This is a genomic window from Flavobacterium sp. 270 (assembly GCF_004368785.1).
Classification (GTDB): Bacteria; Bacteroidota; Bacteroidia; order Flavobacteriales; family Flavobacteriaceae; genus Flavobacterium.
On record NZ_SODM01000001.1, the window covers coordinates 423,394 to 442,795 of the forward strand.

The 19,402-nt window shown below is 34.4% G+C and carries 22 protein-coding genes; 9 read left to right on the forward strand and 13 right to left on the reverse strand.

The genetic code is table 11. The features are described 5' to 3' along the window. Positions 1–135: 135 nt before the first annotated feature. Genes EV144_RS01885 through EV144_RS01895 form a run of 3 tightly spaced genes read left to right on the forward strand, consistent with a single transcriptional unit; the run spans position 136 to position 1,623 of the window. Entirely contained in the window at positions 136–717 is a 582-nt protein-coding gene (locus EV144_RS01885) for a TetR/AcrR family transcriptional regulator (protein ID WP_134145633.1), read from the forward strand. A 53-nt stretch (positions 718–770) separates the two neighbouring features. After that, a complete protein-coding gene (locus tag EV144_RS01890) occupies positions 771–1,262 on the forward strand; it encodes an acyl-CoA thioesterase (protein ID WP_134145635.1) in 492 nt (163 codons plus the stop codon). Beyond that, positions 1,255–1,623, forward strand: a complete 369-nt coding sequence (locus EV144_RS01895; protein ID WP_134145637.1) for a nuclear transport factor 2 family protein — start codon at positions 1,255–1,257, stop codon at positions 1,621–1,623. The genes EV144_RS01890 and EV144_RS01895 overlap by 8 nt, the downstream gene beginning before the upstream one ends. A 170-nt stretch (positions 1,624–1,793) precedes the next feature. Here the strand turns inward: EV144_RS01895 and EV144_RS01900 are convergent, their stop codons facing one another. The 3 genes from EV144_RS01900 to EV144_RS01905 all read right to left on the reverse strand — a co-directional run bounded on the left by EV144_RS01900 (position 1,794) and on the right by EV144_RS01905 (position 3,756). Then, positions 1,794–2,693 (reverse strand): carbohydrate kinase family protein, encoded by a 900-nt coding sequence (locus EV144_RS01900; RefSeq protein WP_134145639.1) that lies wholly within the window; start codon positions 2,691–2,693, stop codon positions 1,794–1,796. 101 nt (positions 2,694–2,794) lie between these two features. Further along, positions 2,795–3,124 (reverse strand): helix-turn-helix transcriptional regulator, encoded by a 330-nt coding sequence (locus EV144_RS24310; RefSeq protein ID WP_243854593.1) that lies wholly within the window; start codon positions 3,122–3,124, stop codon positions 2,795–2,797. Next, on the reverse strand, positions 3,088–3,756 hold the full coding sequence (locus EV144_RS01905) for a hypothetical protein (RefSeq protein ID WP_243854594.1): 669 nt from the start codon (positions 3,754–3,756) through the stop codon (positions 3,088–3,090). The genes EV144_RS24310 and EV144_RS01905 overlap by 37 nt, the downstream gene beginning before the upstream one ends. Before the next feature lie 97 nt (positions 3,757–3,853). On the opposite strand from EV144_RS01905, the gene EV144_RS01910 reads away from it, so the two are divergent. Further along, a complete protein-coding gene (locus EV144_RS01910) occupies positions 3,854–5,011 on the forward strand; it encodes an FAD-dependent oxidoreductase (RefSeq protein ID WP_134145641.1) in 1,158 nt (385 codons plus the stop codon). A 183-nt stretch (positions 5,012–5,194) separates the two neighbouring features. On the opposite strand, the gene EV144_RS01915 is transcribed toward EV144_RS01910, so the two are convergent. Beyond that, complete coding sequence (locus EV144_RS01915; protein ID WP_134145643.1) at positions 5,195–5,794, reverse strand: nucleosidase; 600 nt, start codon at positions 5,792–5,794, stop codon at positions 5,195–5,197. A 256-nt stretch (positions 5,795–6,050) separates the two neighbouring features. Here EV144_RS01915 and EV144_RS01920 point away from each other — a divergent pair, with 256 nt between their 5' ends. Further along, a complete protein-coding gene (locus EV144_RS01920) occupies positions 6,051–7,031 on the forward strand; it encodes a hypothetical protein (RefSeq protein WP_134145645.1) in 981 nt (326 codons plus the stop codon). An 8-nt stretch (positions 7,032–7,039) separates the two neighbouring features. Next, entirely contained in the window at positions 7,040–7,768 is a 729-nt protein-coding gene (locus EV144_RS01925; protein WP_134145647.1) for a hypothetical protein, read from the forward strand. Between the two features lie 8 nt (positions 7,769–7,776). Here the strand turns inward: EV144_RS01925 and EV144_RS01930 are convergent, their stop codons facing one another. Further along, on the reverse strand, positions 7,777–8,475 hold the full coding sequence (locus EV144_RS01930; protein ID WP_134145649.1) for a LytR/AlgR family response regulator transcription factor: 699 nt from the start codon (positions 8,473–8,475) through the stop codon (positions 7,777–7,779). Next, positions 8,465–9,478 carry a sensor histidine kinase gene (locus EV144_RS01935; RefSeq protein ID WP_134145651.1) on the reverse strand — a complete coding sequence of 338 codons (1,014 nt, stop codon included), beginning with the start codon at positions 9,476–9,478 and terminating at the stop codon, positions 8,465–8,467. The genes EV144_RS01930 and EV144_RS01935 overlap by 11 nt, the downstream gene beginning before the upstream one ends. 139 nt (positions 9,479–9,617) lie before the next feature. Between EV144_RS01935 and EV144_RS01940 the strand changes: the two genes are divergently transcribed. After that, complete coding sequence (locus EV144_RS01940; protein WP_134145653.1) at positions 9,618–11,180, forward strand: serine hydrolase domain-containing protein; 1,563 nt, start codon at positions 9,618–9,620, stop codon at positions 11,178–11,180. Positions 11,181–11,275: 95 nt separating this feature from the next. Then, the gene (locus tag EV144_RS01945) at positions 11,276–11,713 is read left to right on the forward strand and encodes a DoxX family protein (RefSeq protein WP_134145655.1); all 438 of its coding nucleotides are present in this window, start codon (positions 11,276–11,278) and stop codon (positions 11,711–11,713) included. 78 nt (positions 11,714–11,791) lie between these two features. Here the strand turns inward: EV144_RS01945 and EV144_RS01950 are convergent, their stop codons facing one another. From EV144_RS01950 to EV144_RS01960, 3 genes are all read right to left on the reverse strand, one after another. Beyond that, on the reverse strand, positions 11,792–12,472 hold the full coding sequence (locus EV144_RS01950) for an FMN-dependent NADH-azoreductase (protein WP_134145656.1): 681 nt from the start codon (positions 12,470–12,472) through the stop codon (positions 11,792–11,794). A 95-nt stretch (positions 12,473–12,567) separates the two neighbouring features. Further along, complete coding sequence (locus EV144_RS01955; protein WP_134145658.1) at positions 12,568–12,996, reverse strand: GNAT family N-acetyltransferase; 429 nt, start codon at positions 12,994–12,996, stop codon at positions 12,568–12,570. A 236-nt stretch (positions 12,997–13,232) separates the two neighbouring features. Further along, on the reverse strand, positions 13,233–14,702 hold the full coding sequence (locus EV144_RS01960) for a PLP-dependent aminotransferase family protein (RefSeq protein ID WP_134145660.1): 1,470 nt from the start codon (positions 14,700–14,702) through the stop codon (positions 13,233–13,235). A gap of 173 nt (positions 14,703–14,875) precedes the next feature. On the opposite strand from EV144_RS01960, the gene EV144_RS01965 reads away from it, so the two are divergent. Further along, on the forward strand, positions 14,876–15,316 hold the full coding sequence (locus EV144_RS01965; RefSeq protein ID WP_134145662.1) for a carboxymuconolactone decarboxylase family protein: 441 nt from the start codon (positions 14,876–14,878) through the stop codon (positions 15,314–15,316). A 38-nt stretch (positions 15,317–15,354) separates the two neighbouring features. Here EV144_RS01965 and EV144_RS01970 read toward each other — a convergent pair whose 3' ends face one another. From EV144_RS01970 to EV144_RS01985, 4 genes are all read right to left on the reverse strand, one after another. Beyond that, on the reverse strand, positions 15,355–16,008 hold the full coding sequence (locus EV144_RS01970) for a hypothetical protein (protein WP_208326828.1): 654 nt from the start codon (positions 16,006–16,008) through the stop codon (positions 15,355–15,357). A 330-nt stretch (positions 16,009–16,338) separates the two neighbouring features. Further along, complete coding sequence (locus EV144_RS01975) at positions 16,339–17,805, reverse strand: glycoside hydrolase family 30 protein (protein WP_134145664.1); 1,467 nt, start codon at positions 17,803–17,805, stop codon at positions 16,339–16,341. A gap of 10 nt (positions 17,806–17,815) precedes the next feature. Further along, entirely contained in the window at positions 17,816–18,820 is a 1,005-nt protein-coding gene (gene mgrA, locus EV144_RS01980) for an L-glyceraldehyde 3-phosphate reductase (protein ID WP_134145666.1), read from the reverse strand. Between the two features lie 10 nt (positions 18,821–18,830). Further along, positions 18,831–19,271 (reverse strand): heme-binding protein, encoded by a 441-nt coding sequence (locus EV144_RS01985; protein ID WP_134145668.1) that lies wholly within the window; start codon positions 19,269–19,271, stop codon positions 18,831–18,833. Positions 19,272–19,402 lie beyond the last annotated feature (131 nt).

The following is a 19,402-nucleotide window of genomic DNA, read 5'->3' on the forward strand; positions in this document are numbered from 1 at the left end:
TACGATAATTTAAATTGAGTTTTTTTATACAAAAGCTTGATTTAAAAATATGTTACATCAAAAAAATATTAGATTTCAGCTAATACCGAATGGTATTTTATTATATTTGTTCTGCTTTATATTTAGAACAGAAAAATGACTACTACCGAATTTATATTAGATAAAGTTGCTCCTCTTTTTAACAAACAAGGATATGTTGGAACGAGCCTTACTGACATTACAAATGCAACTGGCCTTACTAAAGGGGCCATTTATTGTAATTTTTCTAATAAAGAAGATTTGGCTTTAAAAGCATTTCAGCTCAATATAGATTTAGCGATAACACCATTATTTCACTTAGTTGCTGCAAAAAAGAATAGTCTAGAAAAACTTTATACGATAACAAATTATCAACGCGTCTATTATGATTTGGTAAAAGATCGTGGCGGATGCCCGATGCTGCGTGCAGGAATTGACACCAAATTTATCAATCCGTTATTGTTTAAAACAGCACAGAACATATCTCATAAATTCACTATCGGTTTAACTAATATCATTAAAGATGGTATTACTAATAATGAAATTCTGCCAAATACCGATCCGGATAAATACGCAAAAACGATTTTATCATTAATTGAAGGAAGCTCACTTTTAGCATTTACTCATAATGACGAAACGTATATAACAAGCGCTATGGACTTCATTGACAGCGCCATAATTGAAAAAATTAAGAAATAAAAAATTTTTAACCTTTCAGATACCGATTGGTATTTAATATAATGATTAGCAAAATGGAAAAAATATTAAAAACGAAAAGAAAAATCAGGTTTCAGGATTGCGATCCTTTTAATCATCTTAACAATTCAAAGTATTTGGAGTATTTCATTAATGCGCGCGAAGATCAAATCGCAGAACATTATGATCTTGATGTATTTAAATACATGCAGACAACAGGATTAAGCTGGGTTGTTGCTTCTAACCAAATAAGTTATGTTAGGCCGGCTTTTACAATGGAAACGGTGATAATTGAATCTCAGTTGATTGAGTATTCTGAGAATCTTCTGCTTGTTGAAATGAAAATGTGGAATGAAAATGAAACCGAATTAAAGTCTATTTTGTGGATAAAGTTTGTTCCCTACAACATTCAGACAAAAAAAGCTGTAAACCATTCTGAGGATTTGATGCAGCTCTTTGAATCGGTTGTTGTGCCTGTTGAACAAACTATTTTTGAAAATAGATTTTTCGCCATTATTCAAAAACTAAAAAGTAAAGCACATGCCTAAAACAGCCACTATTGAGGAATTTATTGCAATGGTAGAAAGCAACGAACACGATAAAGCAATCGAAAAATTTTATGCTGTTGATGCTTCTATGCAGGAAAATCAATCTGAGCCCAGAGTTGGAAGAGACAATCTTGTGGCAAACGAAAAAAATGTACTTTCAAAAGTCAAATCATTAGTTTCCAAATGTATTCGTCCATATTTTATAAACGGAGATACAGTAGTAATTCAATGGTTTTTTAGATTTGAATGGAAAGATGGAAGCATTTCTGAAATTGAAGAAATCGCGTATCAAAACTGGGATGGCGAACTGATAAAAAAAGAAAAGTTCTTTTATGATTCTAAGCAGTTTACCACTAAATAATATTTATTGAAACACATAGAAACATAGATTTAATGCATCAAAAAGATTGCAAAAAGAAATATGTTTCCAACACATAGTTTGGCTAATGTGCCTTTTAATAAGTGAAAAAACTTTTTCTGCCTACAAAACTATGTTTCTATGTGTTTAAAAATAATTGCTGACAGGGAAATTTAAACTCCCGCAATAAGTTCTTCCGCTTTCTTGTACGAAATTTCAGGATTTGCTCCCGGAGATGCTGCCACTAACGCACCAACAGCACAGGCAAAATTTATAGCTTCTTGTGGTTCTTTTCTAGTCAGTAAAGATGAAATTAAGGTTGCAAGAAAAGAATCTCCTGCTCCTACTGTATCCACTACCGTTACCGGATATCCGTCACTGTGATACAATTTTCCATTCCAAAACAAAGAAGCTCCGTCTTTTCCTTTTGTTACACATAAGGCGTTTGTATTGGTTTTTTGAGCGATAAAATCCATGTTTTCATTCAGGCTTTTATAAGGCGAATCCATAGCTGTTGCTATTTCTAATAATTCTTCATCATTAAACTTTATAAAATCTGCCGACTCCATTAGTTTCTGAATGACTTCATAAGAATAATGCGGTTTTCTTAAATTGACATCAAACACTTTATAAACATGATATTGCAGTAGTTCTTCTAAAGCTTTGCGAGAAACGGTATCTCTGCAAACTAGGCTTCCAAAAATAAGCACATCGGCTTCTGAAACTATCTTTTTGGCAGTATCATTGAGCACAATTTTGTCCCACGCTGCGGGATAATTGATGTTATAAGTTGCAGATCCGCTCTCGTTTAAAGTAACCTGAACCAAACCTGTAGCAAACTCATCTGATTTGATTATTGAATTGGTTTCCAGACCGAGTTTTTTAACCTCATCAATAATCGCAATTCCGTCAGCATCATTTCCAACGCAGCTTATCATGCCAACCTCACAGCCCAATGTTTTCATGCGCAATGCAACATTAAGCGGCGCGCCTCCAATTTTCTTTTCGTTCTCAAAAACATCCCAAAGCACCTCACCGTAGGATACTGCCCTAAGGCTCTTTCCGTTATTCATTATAAAATAATTTATTGTTGTTGTTCTTTTTTTTAATCCAAAACCCAGATCTAAATGGGTAAAGATTAAAGATACAATATTAAAATTGCTTTTGGAAAGATCTACTGCTGTGATTGATATTTTTTAGGTTTCATCCCCATATATTGCTCAAAAACCCTTGAAAAATGACTAAGATTTGTAAATCCCAATCGGTATCCAGCTTCAGAAACGGTGAGTCTTTTTTCTTTTAATAATTGTGCAGCTTCCTGCATTCTTGTTGACTGATAATATTCAAAAACGCCTTTTCCAAAAGTCTGTTTAAAAAGTTTACGGAGCTTTGGTGCGCTCATGTGCGCTTCTTTGGCAAGTAAAGCTATATTGGGCGGTTCGTTTAAATTCAATTGTAAACGCGATTTTATGGCATATACGGCCTTAATATCATCAATATGCATATTGTTACAGGTAAGGCATCTCTTTGCACTAATAAGGCGAAAATATAACACAGCAGTTCCTCGCATTTTAATTTATAATAATAACTTTCAAAACTTTCGGGAACGGGCTGATGCAGCATTTCGCTGGCAGTTTTAATAATCTCGGGTGAAATTCCGGTTTCAAATAGAAAATTATCTTTTACTTCTAAAATTGTTTCTACCACCGAATGCTGAATGGCACCAAAATATTGTCGCAGAAATTTCCTTGAAACTACAATTCCTATACTTCCAAAATAAGTGTTAGACGGCATATCCATTACAGAAGAAACGGTCTGCATACAGATTAGTACACTCGCTTTTTCTGGCACTAAAGGTATTTCTGGATTTGTTGGCGAGGGAAAAACTCCACTCAGAAAAAAACCAACATTTTCTTCGCCATCTGCCAGCAAATTGGTACGCTCAAGAATTACATCTTCATTAAGATGATAATTCCGAATCATCATTTTTAAATCATTTCCCCAGCCAAAACCCGTAATGTATCCTGAACCTTTATTCTCAGGAATATAAATAAAACGTCCGCTAAAAGCAGTTCCTATTGCCTGGGCAAACTGTGCCATTACTCCAGATCCTTTATCGGTTACCGCTATTTTCATTTACGACTATTTTTAGATTATAATAAGCTATTTTATCTGTAAAAATAAAAATAATTTTGTCACCATAAAAGAGAATTAATTATTTAATATAAAAGATATGTTATTAGAAAACAAAGAAATAGCTATAATTGGCGGTGGTCCTGGAGGTTTAACACTTGCGAGATTACTACAATTAAAAGGTGCGAATGTAAAAGTTTACGAAAGAGATTTTAATTCAACTGTTCGCGTACAGGGCGCAACACTCGACCTGCATTTTGAATCTGGCTTAAAAGTTATTGAAGAAGCGGGCTTAATGAATGTTTTTAAACAAACTTACAGACCGGGCGCAGACAAAGGCCGCATTATTGATATAAACGGAAATATAATCTATGACGAACATACTAAAGAATCTACAGAAGATTTTGGCAGTGAATATTTCAGACCTGAAATTGATCGAGGTCCGTTAAGAAATCTGCTTTTAAATTCATTAAAGCCAGATACTGTGGTTTGGGACAGTCAATTTAAATCAATGTCGCAGCTTGATAATGTTTGGAAAATAGAATTTAAAAATGGTACTACAGCAACGGCAGATATTATTATTGGCGCAGATGGCGGTAACTCTAAGGTAAAACCTTATCTAACATCTTTAAAAAATTGGTTTGCCGGACTAGTAATTGTACAGGGAAATGTTCCTAATTCTGAAATAACAACACCCAAAATTCATCAATTATTAAAAGGCGGTAAAACATATAGCTTTGATGGGAGGAAATACTTCATTTTATCGTCAAAAGGCGATGGAAGTATTGATTTTTATGTCAGCTGTAAAAAAGATGAAAACTGGGTTCAAAATTCCGGAATCAATTTTTCAGACAAAATGCAGGTTTTGGCTTGGTTTAAAGAAGAGTTCAAGGATTGGGATTCTATGTGGTTTGAGTTGTTTGAAAATGCAGAACTGCCTCTTTTGCTTCGTCCGCAGTATTGTATGCCGTTGAACGAAACTTGGGATTCAAAATCAAATATCACATTGCTTGGCGACGCCGCACATCTTATGCCGCCTTCCGGTGAAGGCGTAAATCTGGCGATGCTTGATGCTTTGGATTTAACGGAATGTCTTACCGGAAATGATTTTTCAAGTATTGAAAGCGCAATTGCAGCTTACGAAAAACAAATGCAAACAAGAGCTGTAGAAGATGCCAAAGATTCTTTGGAAATGGCAGATTGGATGCATGGTGAAAATGCAGAAAGGAAGTTATTGGAAATGTTTGGTGAGCTTTAATCTTTTTTGCCACGAATTACACAAATTTCACTAATTAATGATTTAATCTTTTAAAAGCATTTAATATTAAATACATCAGAATAAATTAGTGGGAATTCGTGTAATCTGTGGCAAAAACAAACATTTATATCAAATTCAACAAAGTAAATTCGTGAAATTTGTGTAATTCGTGGCAACCTCTTTTTAAATTTTATCGCCTTTATGCAAATTTAAAATTTTACCATACGCAACCGCTGCTTTATGAACTTGCACCGTCCAGTCTTCGGCTGCGTTATCGTCGGCGCCGTCAGAAATATATTTTAGGCATAAGAACGGAATATTTTCTTTCATAGCAATTAGAGCCAATGCGTAGGCTTCCATATCAACTACGTTATATGCTGTTGCAGAATGCCCCATTTCAAAATTATCTCCTGTACCGCAGATGCCTTCGGGAAGTCCTTCCATTGTTAAACCGTATTCCAGTATGGGCTCAATTCCAGACAATGGCGTTTCGTAAAGCGCAAATCCCAAACCGCGAACATCCATATCACGTTGTATAAATTTGGTACAACAAACTACATCCCCTTTCTGAAAAAAACTGCTTCCGGCTGAGCCAAGATTTACAATTAATGAAGGCTTTTTAATTTGAATTGCTTTTGCCAATTCGTAAGCTGCATTTACTTTTCCAATTCCTGTAATTAATGCATTATGTCCCACAAAAACTTCTGCAGCTTCAGAGGCAAGTGCAAAAGAAAACAATACATTATCAAGGGGAAATATTTCTTTGTCATTAATTTTTATCATGGAAATTGTTTTTTAGAAAGTGCAAAAATAGGGTTTAAGAAGTAAGCGGACAATACTGATTTTAATGATTTATTCGTTTTTTTATCTTAAATTGTAATACTATTAATACAGTATAAATCTGTTGTTTTTATATTTATATTTTATGTAAATTTGAGTAGCATGCACTTATTGAATACTTTATACGTTTTATAATTGTGCAGACAAAACAATATAAGCCAAAAACAATTGTAACCACTAACCCCAAATACTACAAGGAATGAAAACAAATTTTGCTATTACATTCTGGGTACTTTATATGCTCTTTTTTGCAATTCCATTTCCGATGTTTTTATATTACGCTATCAATAGCGAATTTGACGTAACTACGCTAAAAGACAAAAATCCTTATATCGCACTGGGGTTTCTCTTACTGTCTATAATTTTATGGTTCATTGTCCTGATTGGTTATTTTAAAAAATGGATCCTTCAGATCTTTATCTCAAAGAGCAACTTAGAAAATATAAAAAGAACCGGTGTACTGCGTGAAGCAAAGATTATAAGTGCTGTAAAAATTTCAAAACCTAAATCAAAATTAAATACTTACGAACTCGATTTGGTTTTTAAAAATCTAGGCGATGCAGAAATTCGTCATAAAACAATCCTGAATGATGCCAAACCTCATGAACGCCGTTTTGAGGCCGGAAAAAAATTAAACTTACTGCTTAGCAGGGATTTGAAACAAGAGCCATATTTTATTATTTCAACTGCAAACGCAAGTATAAATCTGCAAAGTTTGGTTTTAAGGATTTTAAGCTGGGTAGTTCTAACGACAGCTTTGATTTGCTATTATATTTTCTCTTATAATTACGAAAGTTATGGCATGGGCTGGCGTTTTATGTGTATCGGTCATCCGTTAATTATCTGTCCGCTTTCACTACTTATGTTTCGTTATCTTCTTTATTTTATATCTAGCAAATTAAATGGCTTAACCGGCAATGATTATATTTTAATTAAATTTAAAGGAATGCAAACTCAGGCCAGAGTACTCAAAGTGAGCCAGAACGGAACGTATATAAATGAAATGCCAATGATGATTTTTGAACTCGAATACACAGACAATAAACATCATGTACACAGAGGCGTTATAAAAAAAGTTATCGGGCTTCTTGAACTCGATATTACGAAACAGGAATATCTTGAAATTTTTTATCTGCCAGAAAATCCGACACGAATTGCTTTTGCCAAAGATTTTAAATAACCTATATAATGAAAAAAATACTTATTTTAATAATGGGCTGTTCACTGTTTTTAAGCTGCGAACAGATTTCAAAAAGTATCAGCGAAACCATTACGCCTACTGATACAATAGGAAAAAAAGAAGCCGACAAACCCAATACCGAATCTTTTGAAAAGTCACAAGCCGAAGCAATTGCAAAAGCACAGGCAGATGTACAAACTATGGTAAATACAGTAATAGAAAAACATTCAACAACCTACACGCAAAGTCATACGGAGGGTAAGGCAATTAATTTTCTAACCAATAAACAAGCATTAAAAAAAGCAGAAGAAGCACTTCGAAATCTGCCTCAATATGCCGGGAAAGAAATTTTTATTTATTCTACGCTCTATTTTTACAATGATGGAACTATCAATGTTATGCTGCAGCATCCGGAAAATCCGAAATATGTTGATGCTTATGAATTTAGAGATAATAAATGGTCAGAACCAAGACCAATTCAGTTATCGGTGCATGATGATATAAAAGGCCGTTTGATTTCGCTTAATAAAACCAGTTTTGTAAATGCTGCAACGATTACCGATATTTATAATAAAAAAGCACAGGAAATTGAAGGCGCAAAACCGCTTACAAGTACTTATCTCACGATTTGGAACAATCAGATAAGATGGTATCCGGCAAGTATAAACGGAAGCCGGGAGAGATATTCTATTCAATTTAATGATAACGGAACTTTAAAAGCCTTTAAACAGGATTAATATTTAAATTAAAGTCCAAACTTAAGTTTCACAGCACTTTTATAGGTTTCTCCTACTGGAAGTTGTTTTTTATTGATTACAATTTTTCCTTTTTCAAAAAAATCAATTCGGTTTATGTTTACAATATAAGATTTGTGTATTCGAAGAAAATCCTTTGGCAGTAACTCTTCCATGTTTTTCATTCGCTGTAAAGTCATAACTTTTCCAAGCGTCGTATAAAAAATCACATAATCGCCTAAAGCTTCAATGTAGAAGATTGTACTAAAATCAACTCTTTGCAGTCGGTATTCTGTTTTAAGCATGATATAATCGTTACCAAAAACAGGAAGCAACGGCAGAATACGCTGTTTAGCTTTCGCAGCAGCGATTGAAAAACGATCAAACGTAATAGGCTTTAAAAGATAATCTATCACATCATATTCATAACTCTTAAGCGCATATTCTTCATACGCCGTTGTCAGGATTACCTTTATTTGACTTTCTTTTATAGCGTCTATTAATTCAATTCCCGTAAGATCCGGCATCTGAACATCAGCAAAAACCAAATCTGCTAATCCTTTTTTTATAAATGCTAATGCTTCAAGCGGATGCGTAGTTTGAAGCGCCAATTCTAAACCCGGCGTTTTCTTAATATACCCCGATAAAAGCCTTATAGCAGGATGTTCGTCATCTACTACAAGGCATCTAATAACTTCTTTATTTCCCATGCTGCAACTGTAAATTCACGATAAACCAATTATTTTCATGTTCAATTTCCAATTGATGTTTATCTGGATAAAGTAATGCAAGTCTTTGTTTTACATTTTCTAAACCTATACCGCCGCCTTCGTCTTTTCTTTTCGTTCCTATTTTATTTGCGCAAGAAAAGTACAATCGATCTTTGGTATTGTTTATTACTATTTTAAGCCAGTTTTCAGCTGTATTTACCTGTCCGTGTTTAAAAGCATTTTCTACAAATGGTATTAATAAAAACGGAGGAATCAAGGAATCGTTCGCATTAGAATTTTTATCTACAGAAATACTCGACGGATATTGAAATCGAAGTTGTTGCAGCGAAATAAATTTATCTAAATATTCCAGCTCTTTTTCTAAAGTAACTTTATCATTTCCTTCATACAACATATACCGTATAAGTTCTGAAAATTCTGCTATTGCGGGCAACGCCTGTGTGTTTTCTTCATAAACCATCGCATATATGTTATTGAGATTGTTGAATAGAAAATGCGGATTGATTTGTGAACGCAGAAAAGACAATTCCGTTTGCTGATGCTGTAATTGCAAAGCTAACTGTTGTACTTCTTTATATTGCAAATATCGAATAAGATAAAACAGCGTGGCAAAAGCAATCTGTGCAACAAACATAAAAAACGAAACTCTAAAATACTGACTCATTCTAACCGGAAATCCTTCGGTAAAACGAACCCAAAATAATCCTAAAAAGAAAGAAGCTACATAAGCCGAAAAGACAAGGCCAACTAATAAAAAATATCGTTTTGCCGGATGATAAATACAGCAAAAAACATACACTGAAAAAGCTAGTAAATAGTAAATAATTAAATCTCCCGAAACCTGAATCCATTCTTTGAGTGTATGGCTTTCTTCAGCTAAAAAAAATCTTCCGTGGATAAGTCCGGGAAGCTGTCGTGCCAGTATTGCAACTCCGTAAAAGAGGAGAAAGACAATGGTAAAAAGAGGAATCTTTTTTTTCATAAATCAAAGTTATCAAAATAAATCCTTCGATATTAATAATCTACATCGTGTTTGTCGAGGCATTTACCGTGTTGAACGATAAACCATTACGAGCGCTGTTATTCTCTTCTACTTTAGCCTAAACTATTATCTAAAAATTATGAAAACATTTATTTACGCAGTCTGCATTTTATATTTCTGTCCTTTAAATCTGTTCGGACAAACCACAGCGATGCAGCTTTATTTTGATGAACTGGCAAAACTCAAACAACACAACGGTAACCTGTTGCTCGCAGAAAACGAGAAAGTTATAATGAACTTTACTTCGGGTTTTGCAGATTTTCAAAAAAATCAAAAGAATACCGTAAATTCCAGTTTTAACTTGGCTTCGATTTCGAAAATTATAACGGCTACGGCTGTTTTGCAATTACGGGATAAAGGTAAATTGCAGCTTGATGAAAAGGTAAACAAATACCTTTCTGATTTTCCTTATAAAGAAATAACGATTCGGCATTTGCTTACGCACACTTCTGGCCTGCCCGATTTGGAACTTTTTGAAGATTTGGTGAAACAATATCCAGATACTATTGTAAGCAATCAAAATGTAATTCCGGAACTTCAAAAATGGACACATGGTTTGTATTTTAAACCTGGTGATGAATTTCGATATTGCAATACCGAATATAATGTATTGGCGTTATTGATAGAAAAAGTAAGTCATAAATCGTTTTCTGACTATCTGCAAAAATATATTTTTGACCCTGCAGAAATGAAAGATGCGTATGTAAATAATCCTTTCTTTTTTAATAAAAAAAGAAATTTCGTTATCGCAATACCGCAAATGAAACCGCATCCGGGCTACGATTCTACATTTGTACCTACAGATTCAATAAGTCGTTTTAAATATCTTACTTACAACAATAACGGAACTGTTGGGCAAGCCAATATTATTTGTACGACCAAAGATTTACTTCGATTTGATATTGCTTATTTTAAAGGAAAATTACTAAGTGAAAATTCTATAAAGGAAGCTACAATGCCTATTAAACTCAATAATAGCAAGATTTATTATCATCCAAATATGGATACAATGCCGGGCAATGGAACAATGTGTTATGGTCTTGGCTGGGAAATTTTCGATCAGCCAGAATTTGGAAAATCGGTCGGACACGGAGGTTTTAAATTCGGGCTTGCTACTTTTTATCTTCATAACCTCGAAAAAAATCAGACTATTATTGGTTTTGATAATACTGCCGGAAGTGAATTTGGACGGTTTATTTTTTCTTCTGAATTGTTATTGAATGGTTTACCGCCAATGCAATTTAGAACTCAAAAATCATTGGTAACGCTTTATGGTACTCATTTGGTAAACGCAGGTGCAAATCACGCTGCTAGTATTTTTAATGCACATAAAGCTGATACTGCGTATTATTTAAACGAAGGCGAAATGAATGATCTTGGTTATAATTTATTTTATATGTCTTCTTTTAACGGTCATAAGGAATTGGCTTTGGAGGTTTTTAAATTAGCTACATTTATTTTTCCGGATAGTTTTAATACTTACGATAGCTTTGGGCAATTATTAAAAGACAGCAATCATACACAAGATGCTATTTTGATGTACCAGAAGTCGCTGGAATTGAATCCTGATAATAAGGATGGCAAAAGAATTTTGTCTGAACTCCTGCAAATAAATCAATTAGAAAAAGATACCTTAAAATAAATCTGGACTACCATACAAACCTAAACTGGTTCAAAATAGTATATTTGTCCATTCTTACTTTTGATTCATAAATCTAAAAATCAAATTTACTAAGTATGAAAAATACAAACGGAATACCACAATTATTTTTACGTTTTGCCCTCGGATTGGGTTTTATTCTTCCTGTAATGGACAGAATTGGATGGATGGGAAAACCCGGTTCTGGCACAGTTGCCTGGGGAGACTGGTCGCATTTTATTGATTATACCAATACGCTTATGCCTTTTTTAAACCGATCTTTGGCAAATGTTATGGGACTAACGGCGACGATTGCCGAAGCTATAATTGGGATTTGTTTAATATTAGGATTCCAGATAAAATTGGCATCACTTGCAGGAGCATTGATCACCTTTACTTTTGCCCTATTTATGATTGCTTCATTAGGAATTGGCGCGCCGTTTCAATATCCTGTTTTTGTATTTACTGGTGCTGCATTGGTATTATCACAAGTTGAGACCTACAAATGGAGTATTGATAGTTCTATCAAAAAATAAAAAAACTTCTCTTAAAATAATAAAAAGAAGCTTGTCTCTATAAGACAAGCTTCTTTTTATTATTGCTGGTTTATGTTTTTATTCCTCAATTTCTAAACATGTAGAAGGCAAAAAAAGACTTATAAAATGTTCTTCGATTAACTCATTAATCTTAGCATGGGCATTTTTGATCGAAAGTTCTAATGATTCAGCATCAAATGCTTCTCCATCAACTGCAATTTCTTTAATATCTGTTATTCCGATAATATTGAAAACCGTTTTTAGATAAGGACTCTGAAAATTCATGTGTTCATTATACTGACCTATTTCATAACCCTGCGCCCCTCTTGAAAGCAGTAAAAACAACGTTTTATTTTTTAATAATCCCATATATGGATTTTTAGGATCATTAGGATTAAGTTCCCAAGTCTCATTGACTCTTAAAATCTGATCAATATACGCTTTTAGCGAACTTGTTACAGACCAATTGTACATTGGAGCGCCAATTACAATAATATCGGCTTCTTTTAATTCGCTGATAAGTTCATCGCTGAATTTTAAAGCTTCTTTTTCTTCCGCTGTTCTATTAGCTTCTGGTGTAAATGCGCCGGCAATCCATTTTTCGCTTACGTGCGGTATATTGCTTTTTGCTAAATCTCTAAATGTTATTTGAGCATCTGGTGCGTGCTGTTTCCAGGATTCAACAAAAACTTCGGTCTGTCTTCTGCTTCGGGATCTACCCTCGCGCGGACTTGAATTTAATACTAATAATTTTTTCATATTGTTAATTTCGGCAAAGCTAGTTTGATATTTACATACAAAAGTTAATGTAGTTCAAGAAATACAATCAAAGCTTTGGATATATAATTTTAGGTTTAAAGAGTTTTTGCAAAATGATGACATGCCAAAACATATCCTTTGCTAAGATATAATCTGTGAGCAGGATGCAAAGCAAATCCGCTGTCTAAGTGTACCGCATTTATGCCATTTTCTTTTGCCATCTGATCCACATAATCTAAAAGTTTACCCGCATAACCACGTCCTCTGTATTCTGGTAATGTAAAAAGATCATCAATGTAAATTATCTTTCCAGTTCTGAGCATATTCATTGTTCTAAAACCAACAAAACCTGCCGCTTTTTTACCATCATCTGATGGAATACAGGCCAATTGAAAATTATCCGTATCAATCATCTCTAATGTCTGATCAATAAGCTGTTCTGGCGCCACACTTGTTCTAAATTCTAAAATTGCTTCTCTTGCAAATTCAATATCTGCCGAAGTCTTTAAATTTAATATTTCCATAATATAATTATTTAAAGGCAAAATTAGAAGACAAGCAAAGGTGTATTATAGACCAGATAAAAATAAAAAGATAGTCCAATTAATATTCTAAAAAAAAAGCTATTAGATTTTTTTTTACGCTACATTATAAATATAGCCCACGGTTTCAACCGTGGGAACGCAATAAATTAACGCAATGTTATCACGCCCGTCTCCCACGGTTGAAACCGTGGGCTATGTTTTAATACGATAGATAATTATAGCGTTTGTACCGTCTTTTTTATAATATGCACAGCTTCCGTTAATTGTTCTTCATTTAAAGAAGCAAATCCAAATCGGAACGCGTTAAAATGAGCATCTTTTCCAACGCAATATGAACTTCCGGTTATAGAAAGCCCTTGTAGGTTTGCTTTTCCTATAATTTTTAATAATTCATATTCGGGTTTAAATTTTAGCCAAAGCGCCATGCCCCCAGTTGGTTTTGTAAAGTTTGCAACATCACCCAATTCAGCCCTTATCAAGTCAGAAAGAATATCACATCTTTGCGAGTATAATTTATTTACTTTTTGAATGTGACGTGCCAAATCGCCATTGTTTATAAGACCTGCGATCGTTTCTTCCATAATAATATCTCCTTTAAGGTCAATCAGGATTCTAAGACTTGCAGCAGCTTTAAGAAATTCTGCTGTGGCAATCATATAACCCAATCTAAATGGCGCACCCAAAACCTTCGTGAGCGATCCGATGTAGATAACATTTCCTCCGTGATTCATCGTGGCAAGAGGCAGATAAGGATCGTATTTAAACTGGAAATCATAATCGTAATCATCTTCAATAACTGCAAAATTGTAGGTATTAATTAACTGCATTAGATGCTCACGTCTTTCAATACTCATCGTTACCGTTGTTGGATGATGATGATGCGGTATGATATACAATAACTTTATCACGTTTTTTTCGAGAATTTTTTCCAATTCATCGGTACGCATACCTTCATCATCCATTGGAATTCTAACAAGCTCTGCTCCTAGTTTTTTAAACAATGCTTCGGCTATAAAATAAGTGGGTTCACTGACAACGACTTTATCTCCGGGTTTAATAATTAATGATGCTGCAATATAAATGGCCATTTGGGCACCGCGAGTGGTAAACAAATTTTCAACCCCCATATCTATACCGCGCGTTTGGTTTAGAAATGTACGAAGTGATCTTTTGAAATTGGAAGTGTCGTTTAGATCAAAACCAGTATTTCTGGATGAAGTAGCGGTATCTAAAGCTTTTTTGAATTGGTTTGATATTGCCTGAGACGGCAGCATCGAAATATCCGGAAAACCGTCATCAATTATTAAAGGATTTTTATTTAAAGAAACTACTGGGTGAATTATGGGTTCTAATCTATTGAATTCAAAATTTGCTTTATTAGCAAAAGGACTCAGGCTTTTGTTATTATAAGATCGAGGTCGTATTACGGGCAGGTTTAGAGATACGGTATAGCTTTTTCGGGGAAGATTATCTACCCAGTCTTCAGACACTAATATCTCATAAGCGGCCATTATGGTTTTTCTATGAAGCTGCAAATCAAAAGCTAGTGTTCTACTGCTGGGTAAAGCCGTTCCGGGAGAAAGTTTTCCTTCCTGAATTAAGGATATAAACTGCAGCGAAATCTGTCTGTAAACGGGAAGCGTATTTTTTTTATCAATTATGATAAGATTTTTATAAGGAAGCATAGCAATAATTTTATAAGAATGACAACAGGTTTTCTTTCCCCGAAAGGGTCATTCAAATATAATAAAAACTGGACTATTAATAAAACATTTTCTGGCCCGTGGTTCATTTTACGAGTCGTGATAATTTTGCTGCAATAATAAATGATTCCAAAAACTATATTAATCCAAAACTCATGATCGGTAAATTAAATTTCAACCAATTTGTTCACGATTTCTATCAAATTTTAAGTCAGTTTGATCAATCTGTTTCCAATTTAGGGCTTAATAAAATACAGCAGGAACTTATAAAAATCAGAGCATCGCAAATCAATAAATGCGGATTTTGCCTCAACATTCACATTAAAAAAGCAATAAAATATGGAGAAAATCCAAAAAGAATACACACACTTAGCGCGTGGAGAGAAGAACAAAATTTGTTTACCACAGAAGAACAAATTATTCTGGCGCTTACAGAAGAACTTACCACAATATCCAATCAAGGCTTGAGCAGTGAAATTTATAATTCGGCAGTACATACTTTTGGAAACGAAAAAACTGCTAAAATAATTTTAGCAGTAGCCAATATAAACGGATGGAACAGAATTACGAAATCTTTTTATTTACAGCTGTTTTAAAATGAAACCATAAAGATAATTGTCTTCTATTTAATTATTTAATTTGGAGTAAAACTTAAATAATCAAGGTTTAAATTCCCATTTGTTACAATATGCAATGTTAGTAATTGCTTTCCTTTTTGAAGTTTAATATTTCCCAGCGCTTTAGATTCGTTCCAATGATGCCATTGTCTCCACGCAATCGTATCGCGATCATCGTGAGTAGATTCTATTTTCATAAGTCCGGTTGCATCTTTACCATTTACAGCAATAGAAATTTCGCCATCGCCGTTGGAAGTATAAAGTGCGCCAATTTTGTAAGTTCCAGTTTTATTAACCCGAACACTGTAATTAACCCATTCTGTTGGCTGTGTCCAGCCTAAATAAAGCTGTCCAATACTTCTGGGAACTTTATTAAACGGATTATTATCGATATCACCATCTTTAGAATAAGAGATATCTGCTCCGTCTTTCAGCCTAAATTCATTAAGTGGATTTCCGTTTACGGGATTTAGTTTTCCGCTTCCGTTATTTTCAGCATCTGTGTCGTGATAGGCTACGCCCTCTCCTCCTTCATCGTAAAGTTCGCATTCTATTTTACCCGGAATCTGCTGAAACTTGCCTTTCCAGGGTTTTCCAATTTCTGCTGGTTTTATAAAAGATGCCAGACTAATTACGGTAATGGTACAAATTAGTGTTTTCCAGATTTTCATAGTGATGGTTTATTTGGATGTAATTATATTTTAACACATAGTAACATAGTTTTTGTTACGCTTAAAAAAGACGTTTCACTAGTTTCAAAACACATAGCTGTTCGGTAAGCTTTGTCAAAGTTTCAAACTTTGACAAAGCTGCCTAACTTAAAAAGCTTTCACTAGTTTCAAAACACATAGCTGTGTTACTTTGCCAAAATTTGAAATTTTGACAAAGTTGTTTAACTCTAAAAAAACACACAGCTATGTGTTAGAAACGAGTTTCTTTCTATACTCTTTTTATTTAAACAAAAAAACCTATGTTTCTATGTCTTTAAAAAACTTCAACGTTTATCGAATCTCAACTGTAGCAATAGAATGCGCTAAACTTGTTGTTTTTGCAGCTTTTCCTTTTATCCAAAGAAAATACTCCACATCTGCATCGGATTGATTCATAACCACAATTTCTAATTTTCCATCTGAATTTACAAAAGCGGTAGACAAAAGTTTATTACTGCTCGAAGAACAGGCAATGCGTTTTGCTCCGGGTTTAATAAATTTAGAAAAATGTCCTAAATAATAATAGCCGTTGGTATAAATAAGATTTCCGGTTTTTAAATCGGCATGAATTGGCGACATACAAAAATTCTGTACGTGGTTTGGGCCGCCTTTTTCATCTAATAAAATATTCCAGTCTGTCCAGGCAACAGTTCCAATGTTGAAATCATTAATCATAGACATACCGTATTTTTCGCCAAAACTCCATTCTGTTAAAAGTTTTTGATCAAAATCCGCCGCACAGCCTTCGGTCAAAATAAGTGGTTTATCAGGAAAAGCTTGTGCAACACGTCGTTCGTTTTCAAAATTCATTCCGTTTTTCATCCAGTCTTCGTACCAATGGTATCCAACTCCCCAAACATATTTAGCCGCATCTTTATCTTCCAAAACTGTACTCACACGCTGATACATTAAATCACGATTATGATCCCACATGATTAATTTTTTCTTAGAAAGTCCGGCTTTACTCATTGTTGGGCCTAGATAATCTTTGATAAAATCACGTTCTTCTTCGGCAGTAAATATGCACGATTCCCAACGTTGTACTGCCATTGGTTCGTTTTGCACGGTATAACCCCAAATCGGAATTCCTTCTTTTTCGTAAGTATTAATAAACTTTACAAAAAAGTTTGCCCAGCTCTGACGCATTTCTGGTTTTAATGAACCGCCCTGCAAAACATTATTGTTGGTTTTCATCCAAGCCGGAGGGCTCCATGGTGATGCGTACAAGGTTAACTGCCCTCCGGCTTTTGCAATAGCTGCTTTTATTAATGGAATTCTATATTTTTCGTCATGGCTGATATCGAAGGTTTTAAGTTCTTTATCATTTTCTTTAATATAACTGTAAATATCACTAGAGAAATCACAGCTTTGCATATTGGTTCTTGCCAAAGTGTAGCCAATTCCTTTTTCTTTATCGTAATACGCAGTCAGGATTTCCTGCTGTTTGTCTTTTGGAAGCTGATAAAATACTTCTGCAGAAGCATCTGTAATCGCACCGCCAATACCAAGCATGGTCTGAAAAGTTACAGACGGATCTACAAAAACAGCAATTTCTTTTTCTGTAGTCTGTGGTTTAGCACTAAACTGAAGTGTTTCTGTTTCTGTAAGTTTCTTATCTGTATTTTTTGCCGTAACAAATACTTTGGCTGTTTTTCCCGCCAGCGGATCTGAAACTGTTTTCTGAGCCAAAACATTGGGCGTAATTGACAAAATAAGAAATGCGGCAGCTAAATAATTTTGAATGTTGTGGTTTTTCATATTTAGATAATTAGTTGTCGGTTTTTAAGATGTATTCTATCTCAAGAAGTTCATCATCTGTAAAGGTAATATTTTGCAAAGCGCCCACAGAATCAATAACTTGCTCTGGTTTACTGGCACCAATAAGCACAGACGAAATGCGATTGTCTTTTAGAATCCACGATAGAGCCATTTGCGCCAGACTTTGGCCGCGTTTTGCTGCGATTTCGTTTAAGTTTCTGGCTTTATTAATATTAGCATCCGTTAGCACATCTTCTTCTATTGCACCATTTCCTCTGTGCGATGCCGCTCTCGAGTCCTGTGGAATTCCGTTTAAATATTTATTGGTAAGAAGTCCTTGTGCAAGCGGTGAAAATGCAATACTTCCAACACCGTTTTGTTCTAATACATTCAATAATCCATTTTCAACCCATCTGTCAAACATAGAATATCTTGGCTGATGTATAAGACAAGGCGTTCTTAAATCTTTTAGTATTTTAATCGCATTTTGAGTTTCTTCGGGATCATAACTTGATATACCAACATACAACGCTTTTCCCTGACGCACAATTAAATCTAATGCTCCCATTGTTTCTTCCAACGGTGTATTGGGGTCTGGTCTATGGTGATAATAAATATCTACATAATCTAGTCCCATTCTTTTAAGGCTTTGATCAAGGCTGGCAACCAAATATTTTTTAGAACCCCAATCCCCATATGGCCCATCCCACATCTGCCATCCGGCTTTAGTCGAAATTAAAAGTTCATCGCGATAGTTTTTAAAATCTTCTTTGAATATTTGTCCAAAAGTAGTTTCTGCAGATCCCGGAGGCGGGCCGTAATTATTGGCTAAATCAAAATGTGTGATACCGTTATCAAAAGCGGTATGCATTATATTTCGGGAGTTTTCAATATCATCAATTGCGCCAAAGTTATGCCACAATCCAAGTGAAAGTGCCGGTAACATTAAGCCGCTTTTTCCGCATCTGCGGTATTCCATATTCTGATAACGATTTGTATCTGGTATATAAGTCATAATTATTTTTTTATAAGCCTGCAAAAGCTTTGGTAACAATTTCTAAATCTGTAACTCCTCTAAAACCGCTAAATCCTATCGAAAGACAAGTATCGTCTTTAAGGAAAATCGGTTGTCCGCCCTGCCATCCAATAAGATCCGGCGCTTCGATTCCGTTCGCATTTTCATCAACAAGTTTATTAAACACTAATTTTTCATAATCGCCCGTTTTAACTCCTGTAAGCCAAACCTGACTCGCTTTTGTCCATGCAATTTTATACGATTGACGTAAACGCGGTTTATCCTTTCCATACATTTTTCCGTAAACAGTGCCATCTTCTGTAATAATACATATAGCAACATTTCCGTTGGATATTTTTTGATCTTCTTCTATTAGGACATAATCCGCTATCAGACTTTCTACATCTGATAAAGCATGATTAATTCTAGCATTTAGACTTAAGTTACTCATGGTTTTTAAACTTTTATATTTTTCGAGGTTTCAAAGATTAATCTTTCTTTAGAGAAATTTCTTAAACTAGATCAATGAAAATATTAAATAAAATCATCTTATATTTACTTTCTCAAAAACCAATTCATTTA